This window comes from Arthrobacter sp. 01T425, from assembly GCF_056398725.1.
Window position 1 is genome coordinate 17,938 of record NZ_JBFTPY010000014.1, and the last position, 14,738, is coordinate 32,675.

The window sequence follows — 14,738 nt, forward strand, 5'->3', positions numbered from 1 at the left end:
CCGGTTCAGAGGAGGCCGGCGATGCGCGGCATCTTGAGCCGCGGCTTGAGGGACTGCTTGGCCGGCTGCGCCGGGCGCGGGTCGCGGTGCGCGAGCTTTTCACGGAGCATTGTCCGGCCGCGGTGAATCCGGGACCGGACGGTCCCGAGTTTGATGTCCAGCGCGGCGGCGACTTCGTCGTAGGAGAGCCCTTCGAGGTCGCACAGCACGACGGCGGCGCGGAAGTCGGGCGGAAGTTCCTCGAGCGCTGCCTGGACATCGACGTCGAGGTTGTTGAATTCGAAGCTTTGCTCCGGCCCGGGCTCCCGGCCCGGCAGCCGCGACTCGGCGTCGTCGGCCAACGCATCAAAGCGGATCCGGCTCTTGCGCCGGGCCTGGTCCAGGAACAGGTTGGTGGTGATCCGGTGCAGCCAGCCATCGAGCGTGCCGGGCTTGAAGTTCTCGAGCGAACGGAAGACCCGCACGAACACCTCCTGGGTGAGGTCCTCGGCGTCGTACTTGTTTCCGGTCAGACGGTACGCAAGGCGGTAGACCTTGGCGGAGTGGTTCGTCACCACTTCCTCCCAGGTCGGCCGGACCCATTCGGCTTCCGCCGCGGTCCGGGACTGGCCGGTTGAATCTGTTGCCTCTGTTGCCGGGACAGGTGCCAGAATCGACATCGTCCACTCCCCTCGTGGATGGTACCTACGCCTGAATTGTGCCTGCTTGCACAGGTTCCTGCACCCTTCATTCGACGCCGATCACCACGCGGATGAGCGGATACCCATCATTTCAAAATAAGCTGGGAATTTCCTGATCCACCGCGGTCTTCCGCCGAAGGCAGAACGACCCCCTCCGGCCGGGGCCACGGTGCTGCCGCTTCCGCGTCCCGTCCCGCCGGACACAGTACGCTGTAGGGAACACTCCCCTGCCGCCCAGAAAGCGATATCCCATGAGCGCCGATAAGTCCACGAGCTGGTCCTATGCAGAAGATCTGCCTGCCGAGGATGAGGTCCTGTTGCACGCGCGCGAACGGTCCTTCGAGCTTGGCGTGACCCCGATCGGCCCCGGCGTGGGCGCCGTGCTGACGGTGCTGGCGGCGGCGTCCAAGGCACAGACCGCCGTGGAGATCGGCACCGGCGCAGGCGTGTCCGGCGTGTGCATCCTGCGCGGGCTGGGTCCGCAGGCTGTCCTGACCACTATCGACGTCGACGTCGAACACCTCAAGGCAGCGCGCGAAGCGTTCCAGGAGGCCGGCAGCCCCGCCAACCGCACCCGCACCATTTCGGGCCGGGCCGGGGATGTCCTGCCCCGGCTTACGGACGGCGCCTATGATCTCGTCTTCATTGACGCGGACAAACCGAACTACCCCAGTTACGTCGAACAGGCCGTGCGGCTGCTCAAATCCGGCGGGCTGCTGATCGTCAACGATGCCCTCGACAAGGACCGGGTCGCGAACCCGGCCGCCCGGGAAGCCACCACCGTGGTGTTGCGCCAGATCGGCAAGTCCATCCGCGACGACGACCGTCTCGCTTCCGCCATGCTGCCCACCGGAGACGGCCTGCTGATCGCGGTGAAGAAGTAGCCGCCAGGATTCACCAGCCCGGGTGCAGGGGCGGGCGCTGACAGCAAAGGGCGGGGTCCGCAGCCTGGTGGCCGGGACCCCGCCCTGTTGCAAAGCTCTTGGCGTGACGCTATTCGGTGACGCCGACGAGGCATTCCTTGAGGTTCGTCGCCTCAGCGGCATTGAGTTCGACTACAAGCCGCCCCCCGCCTTCGAGCGGAACACGCATGATCAGGCTTCGTCCCTCTTTCGTCACTTCCATAGGGCCGTCGCCGGTGCGTGGTTTCATTGCCGCCATAAGGAATATCCCCTCCATTAGTCCCTGACATACCAGCCCGGCCGGGCTGCGTCCGCTTGGCCAATCAAGCCGTCCGGCAGCGCTCCAGGAGGCTGCCGTGACCGGCAAACTCACAAATAAACCGCTTACAAACTGTGTGCTTCTTGTCCTTGCTTATCCTCTATTATCGCGTAACAATCCGCCCGTAGCTAATCGTTGGACTTTCCAGCGCGTCCCGCCAGGCCGGGCCGGCACCGCCAAATGGTGCTGTGCGTCACGGCGGGTAGTCCCCTCCGCCCGGCAGTTGCGCCCACGCCCACAGCCACACAATCCAGACGACCTGCAGCAGCACGAACATGACCACCACGGTGCCGCGGTAGGCGCGGGAACGCGAGAGAAGGGCGGCGCTGAGGGCGAGCGGGAACAGCGGCAGCAGCATCCTGAACGTGCTGGTCTGGGGGTGCAGGAAGACCAGCAGATAGCCCATATAGCAGCAGCACCAGAGCCTCAGCTCGGTGCCCAGGGCGACGACCGGCCGGGACATCATCAGCAGCGTGAACGCGGCAACGAACACGAAGGGAGCCAGCACGCCGAAGGTCGGCCCGAACAGCATGATGCCGGCGTCGAACCATGGCTTGAACGGCACCAGGTCTTCGCCGCGCCATGCGGTTTCGGTCTTGGTGTAGGCGCCCGGATCGCCGGTCGCGGCCCAGGCGATGGCCGGCCACAGCAGGGCACCGATGCCGCTGACGGCGGTGAGCCCGCCCAGTGACCACAGCTCGGCGTTGCCGGGGAGGGCGAGGCCGTCCCGGCGCTGCACTGTGACGCCCTGCGTCGCGGGGCTCTGGTTCGCGGGGTGTTGTGCCGTGGCGTGTTGTGCCGTGGGATGCTGCACAGTGCGGGTCTGCGCAGTACGGGTTTGCGCAGTGAGGCGCTGCCAGAGACGGTAGAGCAGCAACAGGCCCATCATCGCCGCAAATGGAACCCCGGTAGGCCGGGAAAGGCACATCAGGACCACAACGGGCATGGCCCACAGGTACCGGCGCTCCATGACAAGCAATAGCGCGGCGCCGAGGAGCAGCAGGTTGAGGGATTCGGCGTAGGGCACCTGCAGCACCGGCGCCACCGGGAAAGCCGCTAGGAACACGGTCCCCCAGAGCGCCGTGCGGTGCGTGGCCCGGTGCCGGAAAATTCTGTACGCCACAAGGGCTGCACCCACACCGGAGACCAGGGCGATGGCCGTCAGGGACCACGCCGGGCCCGTGCCTGTCAGCCCGGACACCACCCGGCCTAGCACCGGAAACAGGGGGTAGAAGGCCCACGTGTTCTCCTGGACGGTGCCGGCGTCGTCGGTCGGCAGAAGCGCCGGATACCCCGCCTGCAGCGCTTGGGCGTACCAGCGGGCATCCCAGATATTGATGAAGTTCCAGTAGTCGGGCTTGGCGGGAAACCACGGATTCACGCCCTGGTGCAGGGCGGCGGCCATGAAGATGCAGGCGCTGACCAGCCTGGCGGCGATGTAAAGTCCGGCCACCTGCGCCCACCAGGGCCACCGCGCCATCGCGGCGCCCGCGGCGGCGATGCGGCTCCACAGGGCCGCGTTCAACCCCTGGGGCTTCCGGGCCTCAGGCGCCGCGACGGTCTTCGGGTCTTCCACGCGGCTCACGGACGCTGTTCGGTCGGCGGACGGAGGCGCTCCAGTTCCTCCCCGAGTGCCTCGATCTCCTGGTCCTTGGCGGTGATCTGCTCCCGCAGGTCATCCAGGACCTGATCCACCTGGTCCATCCGGTAGCCGCGGAGTCCGACGGCGAAGCGCAGACGGTCAATGTCCGCCGCGGCCGCGCGCTCGGGCAACAGGACCGGCGGCAGGGATGCGACCGGCTCGTCGAAACCGTCGTCAAAGGAACCGCCCGCACCGCCGTCCCGGCGGCGACGGAAGATCTTCGGTGCCAGGCCGGTGCCCAGGAGGACGGCGACGCCGATCAGCACAATCGCCAGGAAAACCAGGAAGAGACTCACTAGACCATCGTGCCAGAAGCCGGACGCCGGAGCGCTCAGGCGGACGGATCAGCCCCGCGTTCCCTTGATGTTTGCCGTGCCGGTCCCGTTGGTGGAGCCGCCGTTCGGGTTCCGGTGGCGGGCGGCGCCTTCCACGACCAGTTCGACGGCCCGCGCGGGGTCGTCCACCACCTGCACGAGGTCCAGGTCCTCGGCCGAGACCATTCCCTCCGCGACGAGCGTGTCCCGGACCCACTCGAGCAGGGGGCTCCAGAACGCGGTTCCCACCAGGACGATCGGGAAGGAAGTGACCTTGCGGGTTTGGACCAGGACCATGGCTTCGAAGAGCTCATCCAGGGTGCCGAGGCCGCCGGGGAGCACGATGAAGCCCTGGGCGTACTTGACGAACATGGTCTTGCGGGCGAAGAAGTACCGGAAGTTGATGCCCAGGTCCACCCACTGGTTCATGCCCTGTTCGAAGGGCAGTTCGATTCCGAGCCCCACGGAGACGCCGTTGCCCTGCACGGCGCCCATGTTGGCGGCCTCCATCGAGCCGGGGCCGCCGCCCGTAATCACGGCCAGTCCGGCCTCGGCCAGCCGGCGTCCGACCTCGACGCCGAGCTCGTAGTACGGGCTCCCCGGCACGGTGCGGGCGGAACCGAAGACGCTGACTGCCGGACCGAGATCGGCCAGCGCGCCGAATCCTTCCACGAACTCGCTCTGGATCCGCAGCACGCGCCAGGGGTCGGTGTGGACGAACTGTCCCGGCCCTTTGGTGTCCAGCAAGGTCTGGTCGGACATCGTGACCTTGGCGGCCTTGCGGCGCAGCTCAAGCGGACCCTTGTGGCGGATCCCGTTGGGCGCCGGTGTGCTCCGGGCCTCCCTTGCCGGCTTTCCGCCGGGATTCTGTTCCGGGTTCTGTTCGGCGTTCTGCTTGGGGCCGTGCTGCGGATCGGTACTCATGCCCATAGGCTAGCGCGGAACTCGGCCGCCGCCGCGTCGGCGCGTCGGCGCCGCACGGCCGCAGCCGCCTGCCGAGGCCGTATGCCGAGGTCAACGGCGAATGTCCGACGCAGTCCAGCAAGGGGCCTGACGTGCAGGTATCTCTTGAATCACGATCTGCACCAAAATGAGTGATTGCCGTCATATCTGGTCAATCTTCGCTAGATTCGTACTATGACTACTCAAGTGCCCGGCGATGCCCTCGTCTCCCTGAAGGCCGTGAACAAGCATTACGGCCAGCTGCACGTCCTGAAGGACATCAACCTGAACGTCCGCAAGGGTGAAGTTGTTGTTGTCATCGGCCCCTCGGGTTCCGGCAAGTCGACGCTCTGCCGCGCCATCAACCGCCTCGAGACCATCGACGACGGCGACATCAAGATCGATGGCAAGGAACTGCCCGAGGAGGGCAAGGAACTGGCCAAGCTGCGCGCCGACGTCGGCATGGTCTTCCAGTCGTTCAATCTGTTCGCCCACAAGACCATTCTGGAAAACGTCACCCTCGGCCCCATCAAGGTCAAGGGCGTTGCCAAGTCCGAGGCCGACAAGGACGCCATGGCCCTCCTGGAGCGGGTCGGCGTCGGGCATCAGGCCCCCAAACTTCCGGCCCAGCTCTCCGGCGGCCAACAGCAGCGCGTTGCCATCGCCCGTGCCCTGGCCATGAAGCCCAAGGTGATGCTCTTCGATGAGCCCACCTCTGCCCTCGACCCGGAAATGATCAACGAGGTCCTGGACGTCATGGTCCAGCTCGCCAAAGAAGGCATGACGATGATCGTGGTCACCCACGAGATGGGCTTCGCCCGCAAGGCGGCCGACCGCGTCGTGTTCATGGCCGACGGCCAGATCGTTGAGGACGCGACCCCCGAGGAATTCTTCAACAACCCCAAGAGCAGCCGGGCCAAGGATTTCCTGTCCAAGCTGCTGACACACTGACCGACTACGTTTTCGCACCCTGGCTGCCGGACGGCGGCCGCCCAATGAAAGGAATGTCATGATGGCATTTTTGACCCGAAGGAAATCCCTTCTGGTTGCCGCTTCCGCAGCACTGGCACTCAGCCTGAGCGCCTGTGGCGGCAGCTCCTCCACGACCACCAACCCGCCCGTAGCCGAGAAGCCGAGCTTTCCTGCCGATTCCACCATGGCCAAGCTTTCCTCCGCGGGCAAGATCACCATCGGCACCAAGTTCGACCAGCCGCTCTTCGGCCAGAAGGGCCTCGACGGCAAGCCCGTAGGCTTCGACGTCGAAATCGGCAAGCTGATGGCTGCCAAGCTGGGCATTCCCGCCGACAAGATCGAGTGGGTCGAAACTGTCTCCGCCAACCGCGAGCAGTTCCTCAAGCAGGGCAAGGTGGACATGATCGTCGCCACCTACACCATCAATGACAAGCGCAAGGCCGAAGTCGACTTCGCCGGGCCTTACTACGAGGCCGGTCAGGCGCTCATGGTGAACAAGGACAACAACTCCATCACCAAGCCCGAAGACGTCAAGGGCAAGAACGTCTGCTCCGTGACCGGCTCCACGCCAGCCTCGACGATCGTGGAGAAGTACGGAGCCGTCCTGGTTCCGGCCGCGACCTACTCAGCCTGCCTGGAACCGCTGCGGAACCACCAGGTTGAAGCCGTCACCACCGACAACGTCATCCTGGCCGGTTTCGTGTCCAAGGAACCGGACGCCTTCAAGCTGGCATCGGATCAGACCTTCACCAAGGAGCCCTACGGCATCGGCCTGAAGAAGGACGACACCGCCTTCCGCACGTGGGTCAACGACCAGCTGGAGGCCTCCGACAAGGACGGGTCCTACAAGAAGGCCTGGGAAGACACTGCCGGCACCGTCATCAAGACCACGCCCGCGCTTCCCACGATCGACCGCTACTAGCCGCCACTCCCGTCTTTCGCCTGGAATCCCCTCAACGCAGCTGAAGGAACTTATGGACGTCATTATTGAAAACCTCCCCCAGTATTGGGACGGTTTTCTTCGAACCCTTTTCCTGTCCCTGGTCTCGGGGATTATCGCCTTGGTCTTCGGCACCATCCTGGCTGCCGCCCGTGTCTCGCCCGTCGCCGCGCTGCGTGGCTTCAGCATGACGTACGTCGAGATCGTCCGGAACACCCCGCTGACCATCGCGTTCTTCTTCGCCGCAGTGGTTCTGCCCCGCCTCGGCGTTACGTTCCAGCAGTTCGAGGTCGCAGCCATCATCGCCCTGAGCGCCTACACCTCGGCCTTCATTGCCGAGGCCGTGCGCTCCGGCGTCAACAGCGTCCCGGTGGGCCAGGCGGAGGCCGCCCGCAGCATCGGCATGCAGTTCACCCAGGTGCTCTCGCTGATCATCCTGCCGCAGGCCCTGCGCACCGTGATCCCGCCGTTGATCAACATTCTGATTGCCCTGGTCAAGAACTCTTCTGTGGCCGGCGCGTTCTATGTGCTGGAACTCTTCGGCCAGGGCAAGCAACTGGCCAATGCCAACGGCGACGCCGTCATGTGGGTTCTGGTCGGCATCGCATTCTTCTACCTGCTGATAACCATCCCGCTTGGCTTCCTCGCCAGCGTCGTTGAACGAAAGGTGGCGATCGCACGATGAGCTCTGTTCTCTATGACGTCCCCGGCCCCAAAGCCCGACGGGTCTCGCTGATCGGCTCCATCATCGGCGTGATCGTGATCGGCGGCCTCCTCGTCCTGGCAGTCGTGACCCTCGCCCAGCAGGGAATCTTCGACCCCAAACGCTGGGCGGTCTTCCAGCTTCCCGAGGTCTGGGCCCTGATCGCCGCCGGCATCGGCGCCACGCTGGCCGCCGCGGCCGTGTCGGCCGTGATTGCATTCCCGCTGGGCCTGCTCCTGTGCCTGATGCGCATCTCGGACAACGCCTGGATCAGGGTGCCCACCCGGATCGTGCTGGAATTCCTGCGCGGCATGCCCGTCGTGCTCATGATGCTGTTCGTGCTGCTCGTCTTTGCCACCAGCTCGTTCATCGCCGTCGTGGCCGGCCTTGTCCTTTACAACTCGGCGATTTTCGCCGAGATCATCCGCGCCGGCGTCCAGTCGCTGCCCAAGGGCCAGCGTGAGGCTGGCCTGGCGATCGGCCTTACGAGCTTCCAGTGCCGGCTGACCATCGAGCTGCCGCAGGCCATCCGGCGCATGCTGCCGTCCCTGGTCGCGCAGCTCGTGGTGCTGCTGAAGGACACGTCGCTCGGCTACATCGTCGCCTACGGCGAGCTGCTCCGGGCCGTGCAGGTCATGGCGGACTTCCTGGGTCCGCAGTACCTGTTCCCGGTGTTCTTCGTGGCCGCGGCCATCTACATCGCGATCGACCTGGCGGTCTCCCGCCTGGCCATCTGGCTCGAACGCCGCGGCTCCAAGCGCGCCGCCGGCGGCGTGGCGCACGTGCCGGTCGCCGGTATTCCGGCCGCCAAGTAAGCCGTCCCACCCACAAAGGGTCCGGAACCTCACGGAGGTTCCGGACCCTTTGTGCGTTACGCCTTGTTTCCCGGTCGTTGTGTCCTGGCGTTGGTTCCTGGGCTTTGCTAGGCGCTCAGCCAGGTCCGCAGCGCCCGCAGGCATTCGCGGATGGCGTCCGCCTCGACGTGCTCATTGTCCTTGTGCGCCAGCAGAGCATCGCCGGGCCCAAAGTTCACCGCGGGGATGCCCAGTTCACTGAAGCGTGCGACGTCGGTCCAGCCGTACTTGGGCTTCGGCTCCGCGCCGACGGCGGCAACGAAGGACGCCGCCGCGGGGTGGTGCAGGCCCGGCCGCGCGCCGGCCGCACTGTCGGTGCGCACGACGTCGAATCCGTCCAGCAGTTCGCGCACGACGGCCTCTGCTCCGTCCGGGGTCTTGTCCGGCGCGAAGCGGTAGTTGATTTCCACGACGCACTTGTCCGGAATGACGTTCCCGGCCGTGCCGCCGTGGATCTTCACGGCGTTGAGGCTTTCGCGGTAGTCCAGGCCGTCAACCGTCACGGTCTGCGGCTCATACGCCGCCAGCCGGGCCAGGATCGGGGCCGCGGCGTGGATGGCATTGCTGCCCATCCAGGCCCGGGCCGAGTGGGCAGCCTCGCCGTTCGTGGTCACTTCGAAGCGGCTGGTGCCGTTGCAGCCGCCCTCCACCGTCCCGTCGGTCGGCTCGAGCAGGATCGCAAAGTCCCCGCCGAGCAGGGAGCCGTGATTGCGCACCAGACGGCCCAGGCCGCTCTTCACGGCCTCGACCTCCTCGTGGTCGTAGAAGACGAATGTGACGTCCTTGCCTGGTTCCGCCCCGCCGTCGAACATGGTGGCCGCCAGCGCCAGCTGCACTGCGACGCCGCCCTTCATGTCAGTGGCGCCGCGGCCGTAGAGGATCCCCTCTCCAGGGGCCCCGGAGGGCCAGTACGCCGGCACGGTCCCCAGCGAGCCCTCTGTGGTGGGCAACGGCACGGTGTCCAGGTGGCCGGCCAGGATGACGCGCTCGGCCCGGCCCAGGTTGGTGCGGGCGATGATCGAATCGCCGTCGCGGACCAGCTCCAGCTGCGGCAGCTGGCGGAGGGCATGTTCCACGGCGTCGGCCAGGACCCCCTCGTTGCCGGAGACGCTGTTGATGTCGATCAGGGCGGCCGTGAGCAGGGCGACGTCCTGGCGGAGGTCCAGATGGACCGGTGTGCGGACAGGGACGCTGGCGGTGGCACTGGCAGGGGTGCGCGGGTTCGTGGGGGTCACCGTTCCACCTTATCTGGTTGCCTTCCCGTCCCACCTGAGTCGCTGCAGGGGCCGTTTCCAGGCGTCGAGAGGCCCCTGCAGCGTGTCAATCGGGTTGTCATGAGTTTCAGCGCCCGAGGGGCCTCTCGTTAGACTTGGGCCATGACTGAAACTGCTGCTCCCGCTGTGCCCGCCGACGCTCGTTCCGACGCCCGCTCTGCCTATGGCTACGGGGTGGCCACCGTGTCCACCCGCAACGGTGACGCCACCGTGCTGGACGTGTGGTTTCCGGCGCCCGCGCTCGGAGTCGCCGCGGATCACCAGCGTGACGTGGAGAACGCGGACCAGTCGCTGATCGACATCGCCGCCAGCGGCATTGACCCGGACCGGGGCACAGAGCAGATCGTTGTCTTCGCCCAGATCAACCTGGATGCGGCACCCGCGGACACGGCGGACGCCTACCTTCGCCTGCACCTGCTCTCCCACCGGCTCGTCCAGCCCAACACCATCAACCTTGACGGCATCTTCGGCAAGCTTCCCAACGTGGTGTGGACCAACTTCGGCCCCGCAGCCGTGGAGGACTTCGAGCTGACCCGGGCGCGCCTGCGCAAGCGCGGCGCCGTCACGGTGTTCGGCGTGGACAAGTTCCCGCGCATGGTGGACTACGTCGTTCCCTCCGGCGTCCGGATCGCCGACGCCGACCGGGTCCGGCTCGGTGCGCACCTGGCCGAAGGCACCACGGTCATGCACGAGGGCTTCGTGAACTTCAATGCCGGAACCCTGGGTACCTCCATGGTCGAGGGCCGGATCTCGGCCGGCGTCATCACCGGCGACGGGTCCGACGTCGGCGGCGGGGCCTCGATCATGGGAACCCTCTCCGGCGGCGGCAAGGAAAAGATCTCCCTCGGCGAGCGGGTCCTCCTCGGCGCCAATTCCGGTGTGGGCATCAGCATCGGTGACGACTCGGTGGTGGAGGCAGGCCTCTACGTCACCGCCGGCACCCGTGTGCGCGTGATCGGCCCCAAGGACGCCGACGGCGAAGACACCAGCCGGATCGTCAAGGCCGTGGACCTTTCCGGCGTTCCGAACCTGCTCTTCCGCCGCAATTCCACCACTGGTGAGGTTGAGGTCCTCCCCCGCAAGGGCCAGACGGTGGAGCTCAACGAGGCCCTGCACGCCAACTGACCGCACCGGCTGGTACGGTATGGCGGGCGGCGAAGACCGCGCGGGCGGGGCCGACCCGCCCCGACGAAAAAGCCGATGACGCAGCCCGCAGGGGCCTGAGGGAGTATTTTCGTGGCACGACGAGGGAGCTGGCGGCGCCGGATTGTCCTTCTGCTGACCCTGGCGATGGTCGCGGGCGGCATCTACACCGCGGTGACGTTCCTGCAACGGTCGGAGACCTTGATCACCGAACGCTGCACGGCCACGGGAAGCGGCGGCGATGACCTCTCCACCGACCAGGCGGCCAACGCCTCCCTCATCACCGCCGTCGCGGTCCGGCGGGGACTTCCGGCCCGGGCCGCCAGCATCGCGCTGGCCACCTCGATGCAGGAATCAAAACTGCGCAACATCGGCCATGGCGACCAGGCCGGTCCCGACTCCCGAGGACTGTTCCAGCAGCGGCCGTCCCAGGGTTGGGGCACCACGGCGCAGGTGATGGACCCGTACCACGCCAGCAATGCGTTCTACGATGCCCTCGTCGAGGTTTCCGGGTACGAGTCGCTCGATATCACCGTTGCCGCCCAGCGCGTCCAGCGCTCGGCGTACCCGGAGGCCTACGCCCAGCATGAGGTGATGGCCCGCGCGTTCGCCTCCGCCCTGAGCGGGCAGACGCCCGCAGGCCTGGACTGCTCCCTGCGCTCCCCCGACGCCGCCGGGAATCCTGCCGCCGTCACCGCAGGGCTGACCGCTGCACTCGGGGACGTGACGGCGTCCACCGACGGCCGGACCCTGCTCGTGGAGGCCGAAGGAACCCAGGCCTGGGCTGTGGGCCAGTGGGCCGTGGCCAACGCCAAGGAGCTTGAAATCACCAGCGTGGAGGTCGAGGGCCGCGCCTGGAACCGGCAGTCCCGCGACGGCTGGCAGCCGGCCCTAGTCCCGGCCGGCCAGGTCAGGGTTACCGTCGCAGACGCCCCCGGCACCTGACCGCTACCGGGGGTCAGTTGGCAGCGGCTCAGTTGCCACCGGGTCAGTTGCCAGCGGGTCAGTTGCCAGCGGGGGCAGCCGTCACCGGGCGGGCTCAGACGAGGAGATCGACCACCGGCTGCACGTAGCTGCGGAACAGCTCCGGCTGGGACAACAGCTCGTGGCTCATGATGATCTTGTCGGGCTCGAGATACCAGGCCCGCGGCTCCGCAAGCGGGAGCTCGATGATCGTCAGGCCGAAATCCTTTGAAGCCCGTCCCACGTCAAGCAGGCGGTCCTCCACCATGTCGGCCAGCAGCTCGTTGTTGCCGTTGGCTTCGCGCTCCGCCTCGAGGGTTCCGTATTCGGCGAGGCGTTCCCGGGCCCACGTCAAAGCGGCCCCGAAGTGGGCCTGCAGCACGCGCCGGAGGGCCGGCGAATTGCTGAACGCACGGAAGCCCGGAGGGGAGAGCTCGGGGGACATTTCCGGGTGGTCTTTCAGCAGCTGTTCCCACCAGGCCTCCCATTCGGTCTTGAGCGCAGCCGGGCCGCCAACCTCTGCGATCAGGTGGGAGTGGTCCGAGGCGCGGATCTTCGGTGCCGCATGGCAGAGCGCCGGGTGTCCCGCGGTGTCCAAGCCGGCGGCGTCACGAACGTAGAGGGCAATGAGCATGGGACCAGAAGTATCCATCGTGATCCGCCAGCCTGGTCCGCCGGTGTGGTGCATCCAATTGCCTCCTTGGCAAGACGTACGATCTCAGTCTATTCCTGTTGTTATGAGGCGTTAACGGCTGGCTGCCCGGCCGCCAGCCGTCGCTTCAGGCCCGCCAGGTGGGCTTCGAGCACATCCTTGCACATCACGGCCGTCATCCACTCGGGCTGCAGGAGGGCGTGCATCGTCAGGCCGTCGAGGACTGCCAGCAGCAGTTCCGCTTCGGTGACGAGCACCTGTTGGTCGAGGCCGGCCGCGTGGTCGGCGTCAGCGCCTTCGGCCTCGGCCAGGCCCAGGATGAGCCCGCCCACGACGGCGGCCACCGCCCGGTGGCTGCGGTCGGCCTCGGCGGCCAGGAACGGCCTTGTCCGGGCAGCATTCTTGAAGGCCATCCAGACGCAGGCATCAACCGCCCGTTCCTCGTCCAGCGGAAGAAACTCACCCAGCAGCGCCAGGACGGCCGCATGCTGCTCCCCTGAAACCGGCGGCGCATCGCCCAGCCGGGAGTCCGCGTCGGTGAGGCGGCCGACGATTCGGTCCACCACCACGGCGAACGCGTGGGTCAATAGCTCGTCGCTGCTGGCGAAGTAGTGCCGCACCGAGCCGACGGCCAGCTGCGCTTCATCGGCAACTTCCCGCAGCGAGGCCCGCTCGAGGCCATCCGTTGCGATGATCCTGAAGACTGCGTCAACTATTTCCTGGCGCCGGATGACGGCGTCGACAAATTTAGGCACTGGTCTTTTTTAGCACGTACGTGCCGCGGCCGCCCCGGGCCACACCGGTCCCGGCGGGGACGTGGCGCGGGTCACAGCGGCACGGTGCCCCCATAAGTACGACGCCGGCCGCGCACCTCAGCAAAAGGTGCGCGGCCGGCGTCGTCCTGTCTATCGCGCACGCCGTGGCCGGCGGGCGGGCTACAGCGACGGGTAGTTGCGTTCCGGTTCGCCGACGTAGAGCTGGCGCGGGCGGCCGATCTTCGTATTGGGGTCGCTGATCATCTCGCGCCACTGGGCGATCCAGCCCGGCAGGCGCCCGATGGCGAACAGCACGGTGAACATCTTCTCCGGGAAACCCATGGCCTTGTAGATCAGGCCGGTGTAGAAGTCCACGTTGGGGTAGAGCTTGCGCTGGATGAAGTAGTCATCGCCCAGGGCTTTCTCTTCAAGGCGCATGGCGATGTCGAGGAGCTCGTCGTTTCCGCCGAGCTTGCTCAGGACCTCGTGGGCCGTGGCCTTGATGATCTTGGCGCGCGGGTCGTAGTTCTTGTAGACGCGGTGCCCGAAGCCCATGAGGCGGACGCCGTCCTCTTTGTTCTTGACCTTCTCCATGTAGTCCTCGGGCTTGATGCCGTCGGCCTGGATCTGGCGCAGCATCTTCAGGACGGCCTCGTTGGCACCGCCGTGGGCGGGGCCGAAGAGGGCGTTGATGCCGGCGGAGACGGAGGCGAACAGGTTCGCGTTCGAGGAACCGACCAGGCGGACGGTCGACGTCGAACAGTTCTGCTCGTGGTCGGCGTGCAGGATCAGGAGCAGGTCCAGGGCCTTGGCGATGACCGGGTCCACCTCGTACTGCTCGGCCGGCAGGCCAAAGCTCAGGCGCAGGAAGTTCTCCACCAGGTTCATCGAGTTGTCCGGGTACAGCATGGGCTGCCCGATCGACTTCTTGTGGGCGTAGGCGGCGATGACCGGCATCTTGGCCATGAGGCGGATGGTGGACACCTCCACCTGCTCGGCGTTGAACGGATCCAGCGAGTCCTGGTAGAACGTCGACAGCGCCGACACGGCCGAGGACAGCACCGGCATCGGGTGGGCGTCACGGGGGAAGCCGCTGAAGAAGCCCTTGAGCTCCTCGTGCAGCAGGGTGTGGTGGCGGATCCGCTGGTCGAAGGACTCCAGCTCGGTGGGGGTCGGCAGGTTGCCGTAGATCAGCAGGTAGGAGACTTCCAGGAAGCTCGAGTGCTGGGCCAGCTGCTCGATCGGGTAGCCGCGGTAGCGCAGGATGCCGGCGTCACCATCGATGTAGGTGATGGCCGAGGTGGTGGCCGCGGTGTTCATGAAACCGGGGTCGAAGGCGACGGCGCCGGTCTGCTTCAGCAGCTTGGAAACGTCGTAGCCTTCGTTCCCTTCTACAACCTTGATGCGCGGGAGTTCGAGTTCGCCGCCGGCATGGCGCAGGGTTGCGCTGGTGGTTTCAGTCATGGAGTCTCCTCATGAGGCATCGGGGCCTCTGTCGAAAGCTGGTCCAACATCTGGTGAAGCTGCCCGCGGATCCTGTGCGGACAGGATTTCCAAAGGCTGCGCTGCCTTCTTGTGGAAAGCCACCATTGATCGTCAGTTAAAAAGTACCTTCACTTCGCGGGTGGCACTAATCCGGGGGGCCCGCAAAACGCCAAAAACACGCCACATGTGGCACGCGTC

Annotated in this window: 16 protein-coding genes; 7 read left to right on the top strand and 9 right to left on the bottom strand. The window is 66.4% G+C overall.

Features of this window, described 5'->3' with window-relative positions; all coding sequences use genetic code 11:
• Window positions 1-5: 5 nt before the first annotated feature.
• Window positions 6-659 (bottom strand): RNA polymerase sigma factor SigE, encoded by a 654-nt coding sequence (sigE, locus tag AC1DNG_RS15470; RefSeq protein ID WP_079550334.1) that lies wholly within the window; start codon window positions 657-659, stop codon window positions 6-8.
• Window positions 660-931: 272 nt separating this feature from the next.
• Here sigE and AC1DNG_RS15475 point away from each other — a divergent pair, with 272 nt between their 5' ends.
• A complete protein-coding gene (locus AC1DNG_RS15475; RefSeq protein ID WP_018773821.1) occupies window positions 932-1,564 on the top strand; it encodes an O-methyltransferase in 633 nt (210 codons plus the stop codon).
• Window positions 1,565-1,673: 109 nt separating this feature from the next.
• Here AC1DNG_RS15475 and AC1DNG_RS15480 read toward each other — a convergent pair whose 3' ends face one another.
• The 4 genes from AC1DNG_RS15480 to AC1DNG_RS15495 all read right to left on the bottom strand — a co-directional run bounded on the left by AC1DNG_RS15480 (window position 1,674) and on the right by AC1DNG_RS15495 (window position 4,781).
• Window positions 1,674-1,841 (bottom strand): DUF3117 domain-containing protein, encoded by a 168-nt coding sequence (locus AC1DNG_RS15480; protein ID WP_079550332.1) that lies wholly within the window; start codon window positions 1,839-1,841, stop codon window positions 1,674-1,676.
• A gap of 253 nt (window positions 1,842-2,094) precedes the next feature.
• On the bottom strand, window positions 2,095-3,486 hold the full coding sequence (locus tag AC1DNG_RS15485; RefSeq protein WP_476887710.1) for a hypothetical protein: 1,392 nt from the start codon (window positions 3,484-3,486) through the stop codon (window positions 2,095-2,097).
• The gene (locus AC1DNG_RS15490; protein WP_476855767.1) at window positions 3,483-3,839 is read right to left on the bottom strand and encodes a DivIVA domain-containing protein; all 357 of its coding nucleotides are present in this window, start codon (window positions 3,837-3,839) and stop codon (window positions 3,483-3,485) included. The genes AC1DNG_RS15485 and AC1DNG_RS15490 overlap by 4 nt, the downstream gene beginning before the upstream one ends.
• Window positions 3,840-3,887: 48 nt before the next feature.
• Window positions 3,888-4,781 (bottom strand): LOG family protein, encoded by an 894-nt coding sequence (locus tag AC1DNG_RS15495; protein WP_476887711.1) that lies wholly within the window; start codon window positions 4,779-4,781, stop codon window positions 3,888-3,890.
• 213 nt (window positions 4,782-4,994) lie between these two features.
• On the opposite strand from AC1DNG_RS15495, the gene AC1DNG_RS15500 reads away from it, so the two are divergent.
• Genes AC1DNG_RS15500 through AC1DNG_RS15515 form a run of 4 tightly spaced genes read left to right on the top strand, consistent with a single transcriptional unit; the run spans window position 4,995 to window position 8,229 of the window.
• Window positions 4,995-5,750, top strand: coding sequence for an amino acid ABC transporter ATP-binding protein (locus AC1DNG_RS15500; protein WP_028275678.1), 756 nt, complete (start codon window positions 4,995-4,997; stop codon window positions 5,748-5,750).
• 58 nt (window positions 5,751-5,808) lie between these two features.
• Window positions 5,809-6,693 (top strand): glutamate ABC transporter substrate-binding protein, encoded by an 885-nt coding sequence (locus AC1DNG_RS15505; RefSeq protein ID WP_243180934.1) that lies wholly within the window; start codon window positions 5,809-5,811, stop codon window positions 6,691-6,693.
• A gap of 52 nt (window positions 6,694-6,745) precedes the next feature.
• Window positions 6,746-7,396, top strand: a complete 651-nt coding sequence (locus AC1DNG_RS15510) for an amino acid ABC transporter permease (RefSeq protein ID WP_223913898.1) — start codon at window positions 6,746-6,748, stop codon at window positions 7,394-7,396.
• Window positions 7,393-8,229: an amino acid ABC transporter permease gene (locus tag AC1DNG_RS15515; protein WP_223913897.1), complete on the top strand. Its 837-nt coding sequence runs from the start codon at window positions 7,393-7,395 to the stop codon at window positions 8,227-8,229. The genes AC1DNG_RS15510 and AC1DNG_RS15515 overlap by 4 nt, the downstream gene beginning before the upstream one ends.
• A 107-nt stretch (window positions 8,230-8,336) precedes the next feature.
• On the opposite strand, the gene dapE is transcribed toward AC1DNG_RS15515, so the two are convergent.
• Complete coding sequence (gene dapE, locus AC1DNG_RS15520) at window positions 8,337-9,434, bottom strand: succinyl-diaminopimelate desuccinylase (protein ID WP_476859007.1); 1,098 nt, start codon at window positions 9,432-9,434, stop codon at window positions 8,337-8,339.
• A 210-nt stretch (window positions 9,435-9,644) separates the two neighbouring features.
• On the opposite strand from dapE, the gene dapD reads away from it, so the two are divergent.
• Together dapD and AC1DNG_RS15530 are read left to right on the top strand one after the other, a co-directional pair.
• Window positions 9,645-10,667 carry a 2,3,4,5-tetrahydropyridine-2,6-dicarboxylate N-succinyltransferase gene (dapD, locus tag AC1DNG_RS15525; RefSeq protein ID WP_476887712.1) on the top strand — a complete coding sequence of 341 codons (1,023 nt, stop codon included), beginning with the start codon at window positions 9,645-9,647 and terminating at the stop codon, window positions 10,665-10,667.
• Window positions 10,668-10,778: 111 nt separating this feature from the next.
• On the top strand, window positions 10,779-11,630 hold the full coding sequence (locus AC1DNG_RS15530) for a hypothetical protein (RefSeq protein ID WP_476887713.1): 852 nt from the start codon (window positions 10,779-10,781) through the stop codon (window positions 11,628-11,630).
• 94 nt (window positions 11,631-11,724) lie between these two features.
• On the opposite strand, the gene AC1DNG_RS15535 is transcribed toward AC1DNG_RS15530, so the two are convergent.
• The 3 genes from AC1DNG_RS15535 to AC1DNG_RS15545 form a co-directional block, all read right to left on the bottom strand.
• On the bottom strand, window positions 11,725-12,336 hold the full coding sequence (locus AC1DNG_RS15535) for a hypothetical protein (RefSeq protein ID WP_028275685.1): 612 nt from the start codon (window positions 12,334-12,336) through the stop codon (window positions 11,725-11,727).
• A gap of 47 nt (window positions 12,337-12,383) precedes the next feature.
• Window positions 12,384-13,055 carry a TetR/AcrR family transcriptional regulator gene (locus tag AC1DNG_RS15540; protein WP_476887714.1) on the bottom strand — a complete coding sequence of 224 codons (672 nt, stop codon included), beginning with the start codon at window positions 13,053-13,055 and terminating at the stop codon, window positions 12,384-12,386.
• A 180-nt stretch (window positions 13,056-13,235) separates the two neighbouring features.
• Window positions 13,236-14,519, bottom strand: coding sequence for a citrate synthase (locus AC1DNG_RS15545; RefSeq protein ID WP_028275687.1), 1,284 nt, complete (start codon window positions 14,517-14,519; stop codon window positions 13,236-13,238).
• Window positions 14,520-14,738: the final 219 nt, after the last annotated feature.

Bases quoted from the DNA above. Each gene is read 5' to 3' on its own strand.
- AC1DNG_RS15535 (WP_028275685.1), bottom strand. From the start codon at position 12,336: ATGCACCACACCGGCGGACCAGGCTGGCGGATCACGATGGATACTTCT.
- AC1DNG_RS15500 (WP_028275678.1), top strand. From the start codon at position 4,995: ATGACTACTCAAGTGCCCGGCGATGCCCTCGTCTCCCTGAAGGCCGTG.
- AC1DNG_RS15475 (WP_018773821.1), top strand. From the start codon at position 932: ATGAGCGCCGATAAGTCCACGAGCTGGTCCTATGCAGAAGATCTGCCT.
- sigE (WP_079550334.1), bottom strand. From the start codon at position 659: ATGTCGATTCTGGCACCTGTCCCGGCAACAGAGGCAACAGATTCAACC.
- AC1DNG_RS15505 (WP_243180934.1), top strand. From the start codon at position 5,809: ATGATGGCATTTTTGACCCGAAGGAAATCCCTTCTGGTTGCCGCTTCC.
- AC1DNG_RS15515 (WP_223913897.1), top strand. From the start codon at position 7,393: ATGAGCTCTGTTCTCTATGACGTCCCCGGCCCCAAAGCCCGACGGGTC.
- AC1DNG_RS15510 (WP_223913898.1), top strand. From the start codon at position 6,746: ATGGACGTCATTATTGAAAACCTCCCCCAGTATTGGGACGGTTTTCTT.
- AC1DNG_RS15495 (WP_476887711.1), bottom strand. From the start codon at position 4,781: ATGAGTACCGATCCGCAGCACGGCCCCAAGCAGAACGCCGAACAGAAC.
- AC1DNG_RS15545 (WP_028275687.1), bottom strand. From the start codon at position 14,519: ATGACTGAAACCACCAGCGCAACCCTGCGCCATGCCGGCGGCGAACTC.
- dapD (WP_476887712.1), top strand. From the start codon at position 9,645: ATGACTGAAACTGCTGCTCCCGCTGTGCCCGCCGACGCTCGTTCCGAC.
- AC1DNG_RS15480 (WP_079550332.1), bottom strand. From the start codon at position 1,841: ATGGCGGCAATGAAACCACGCACCGGCGACGGCCCTATGGAAGTGACG.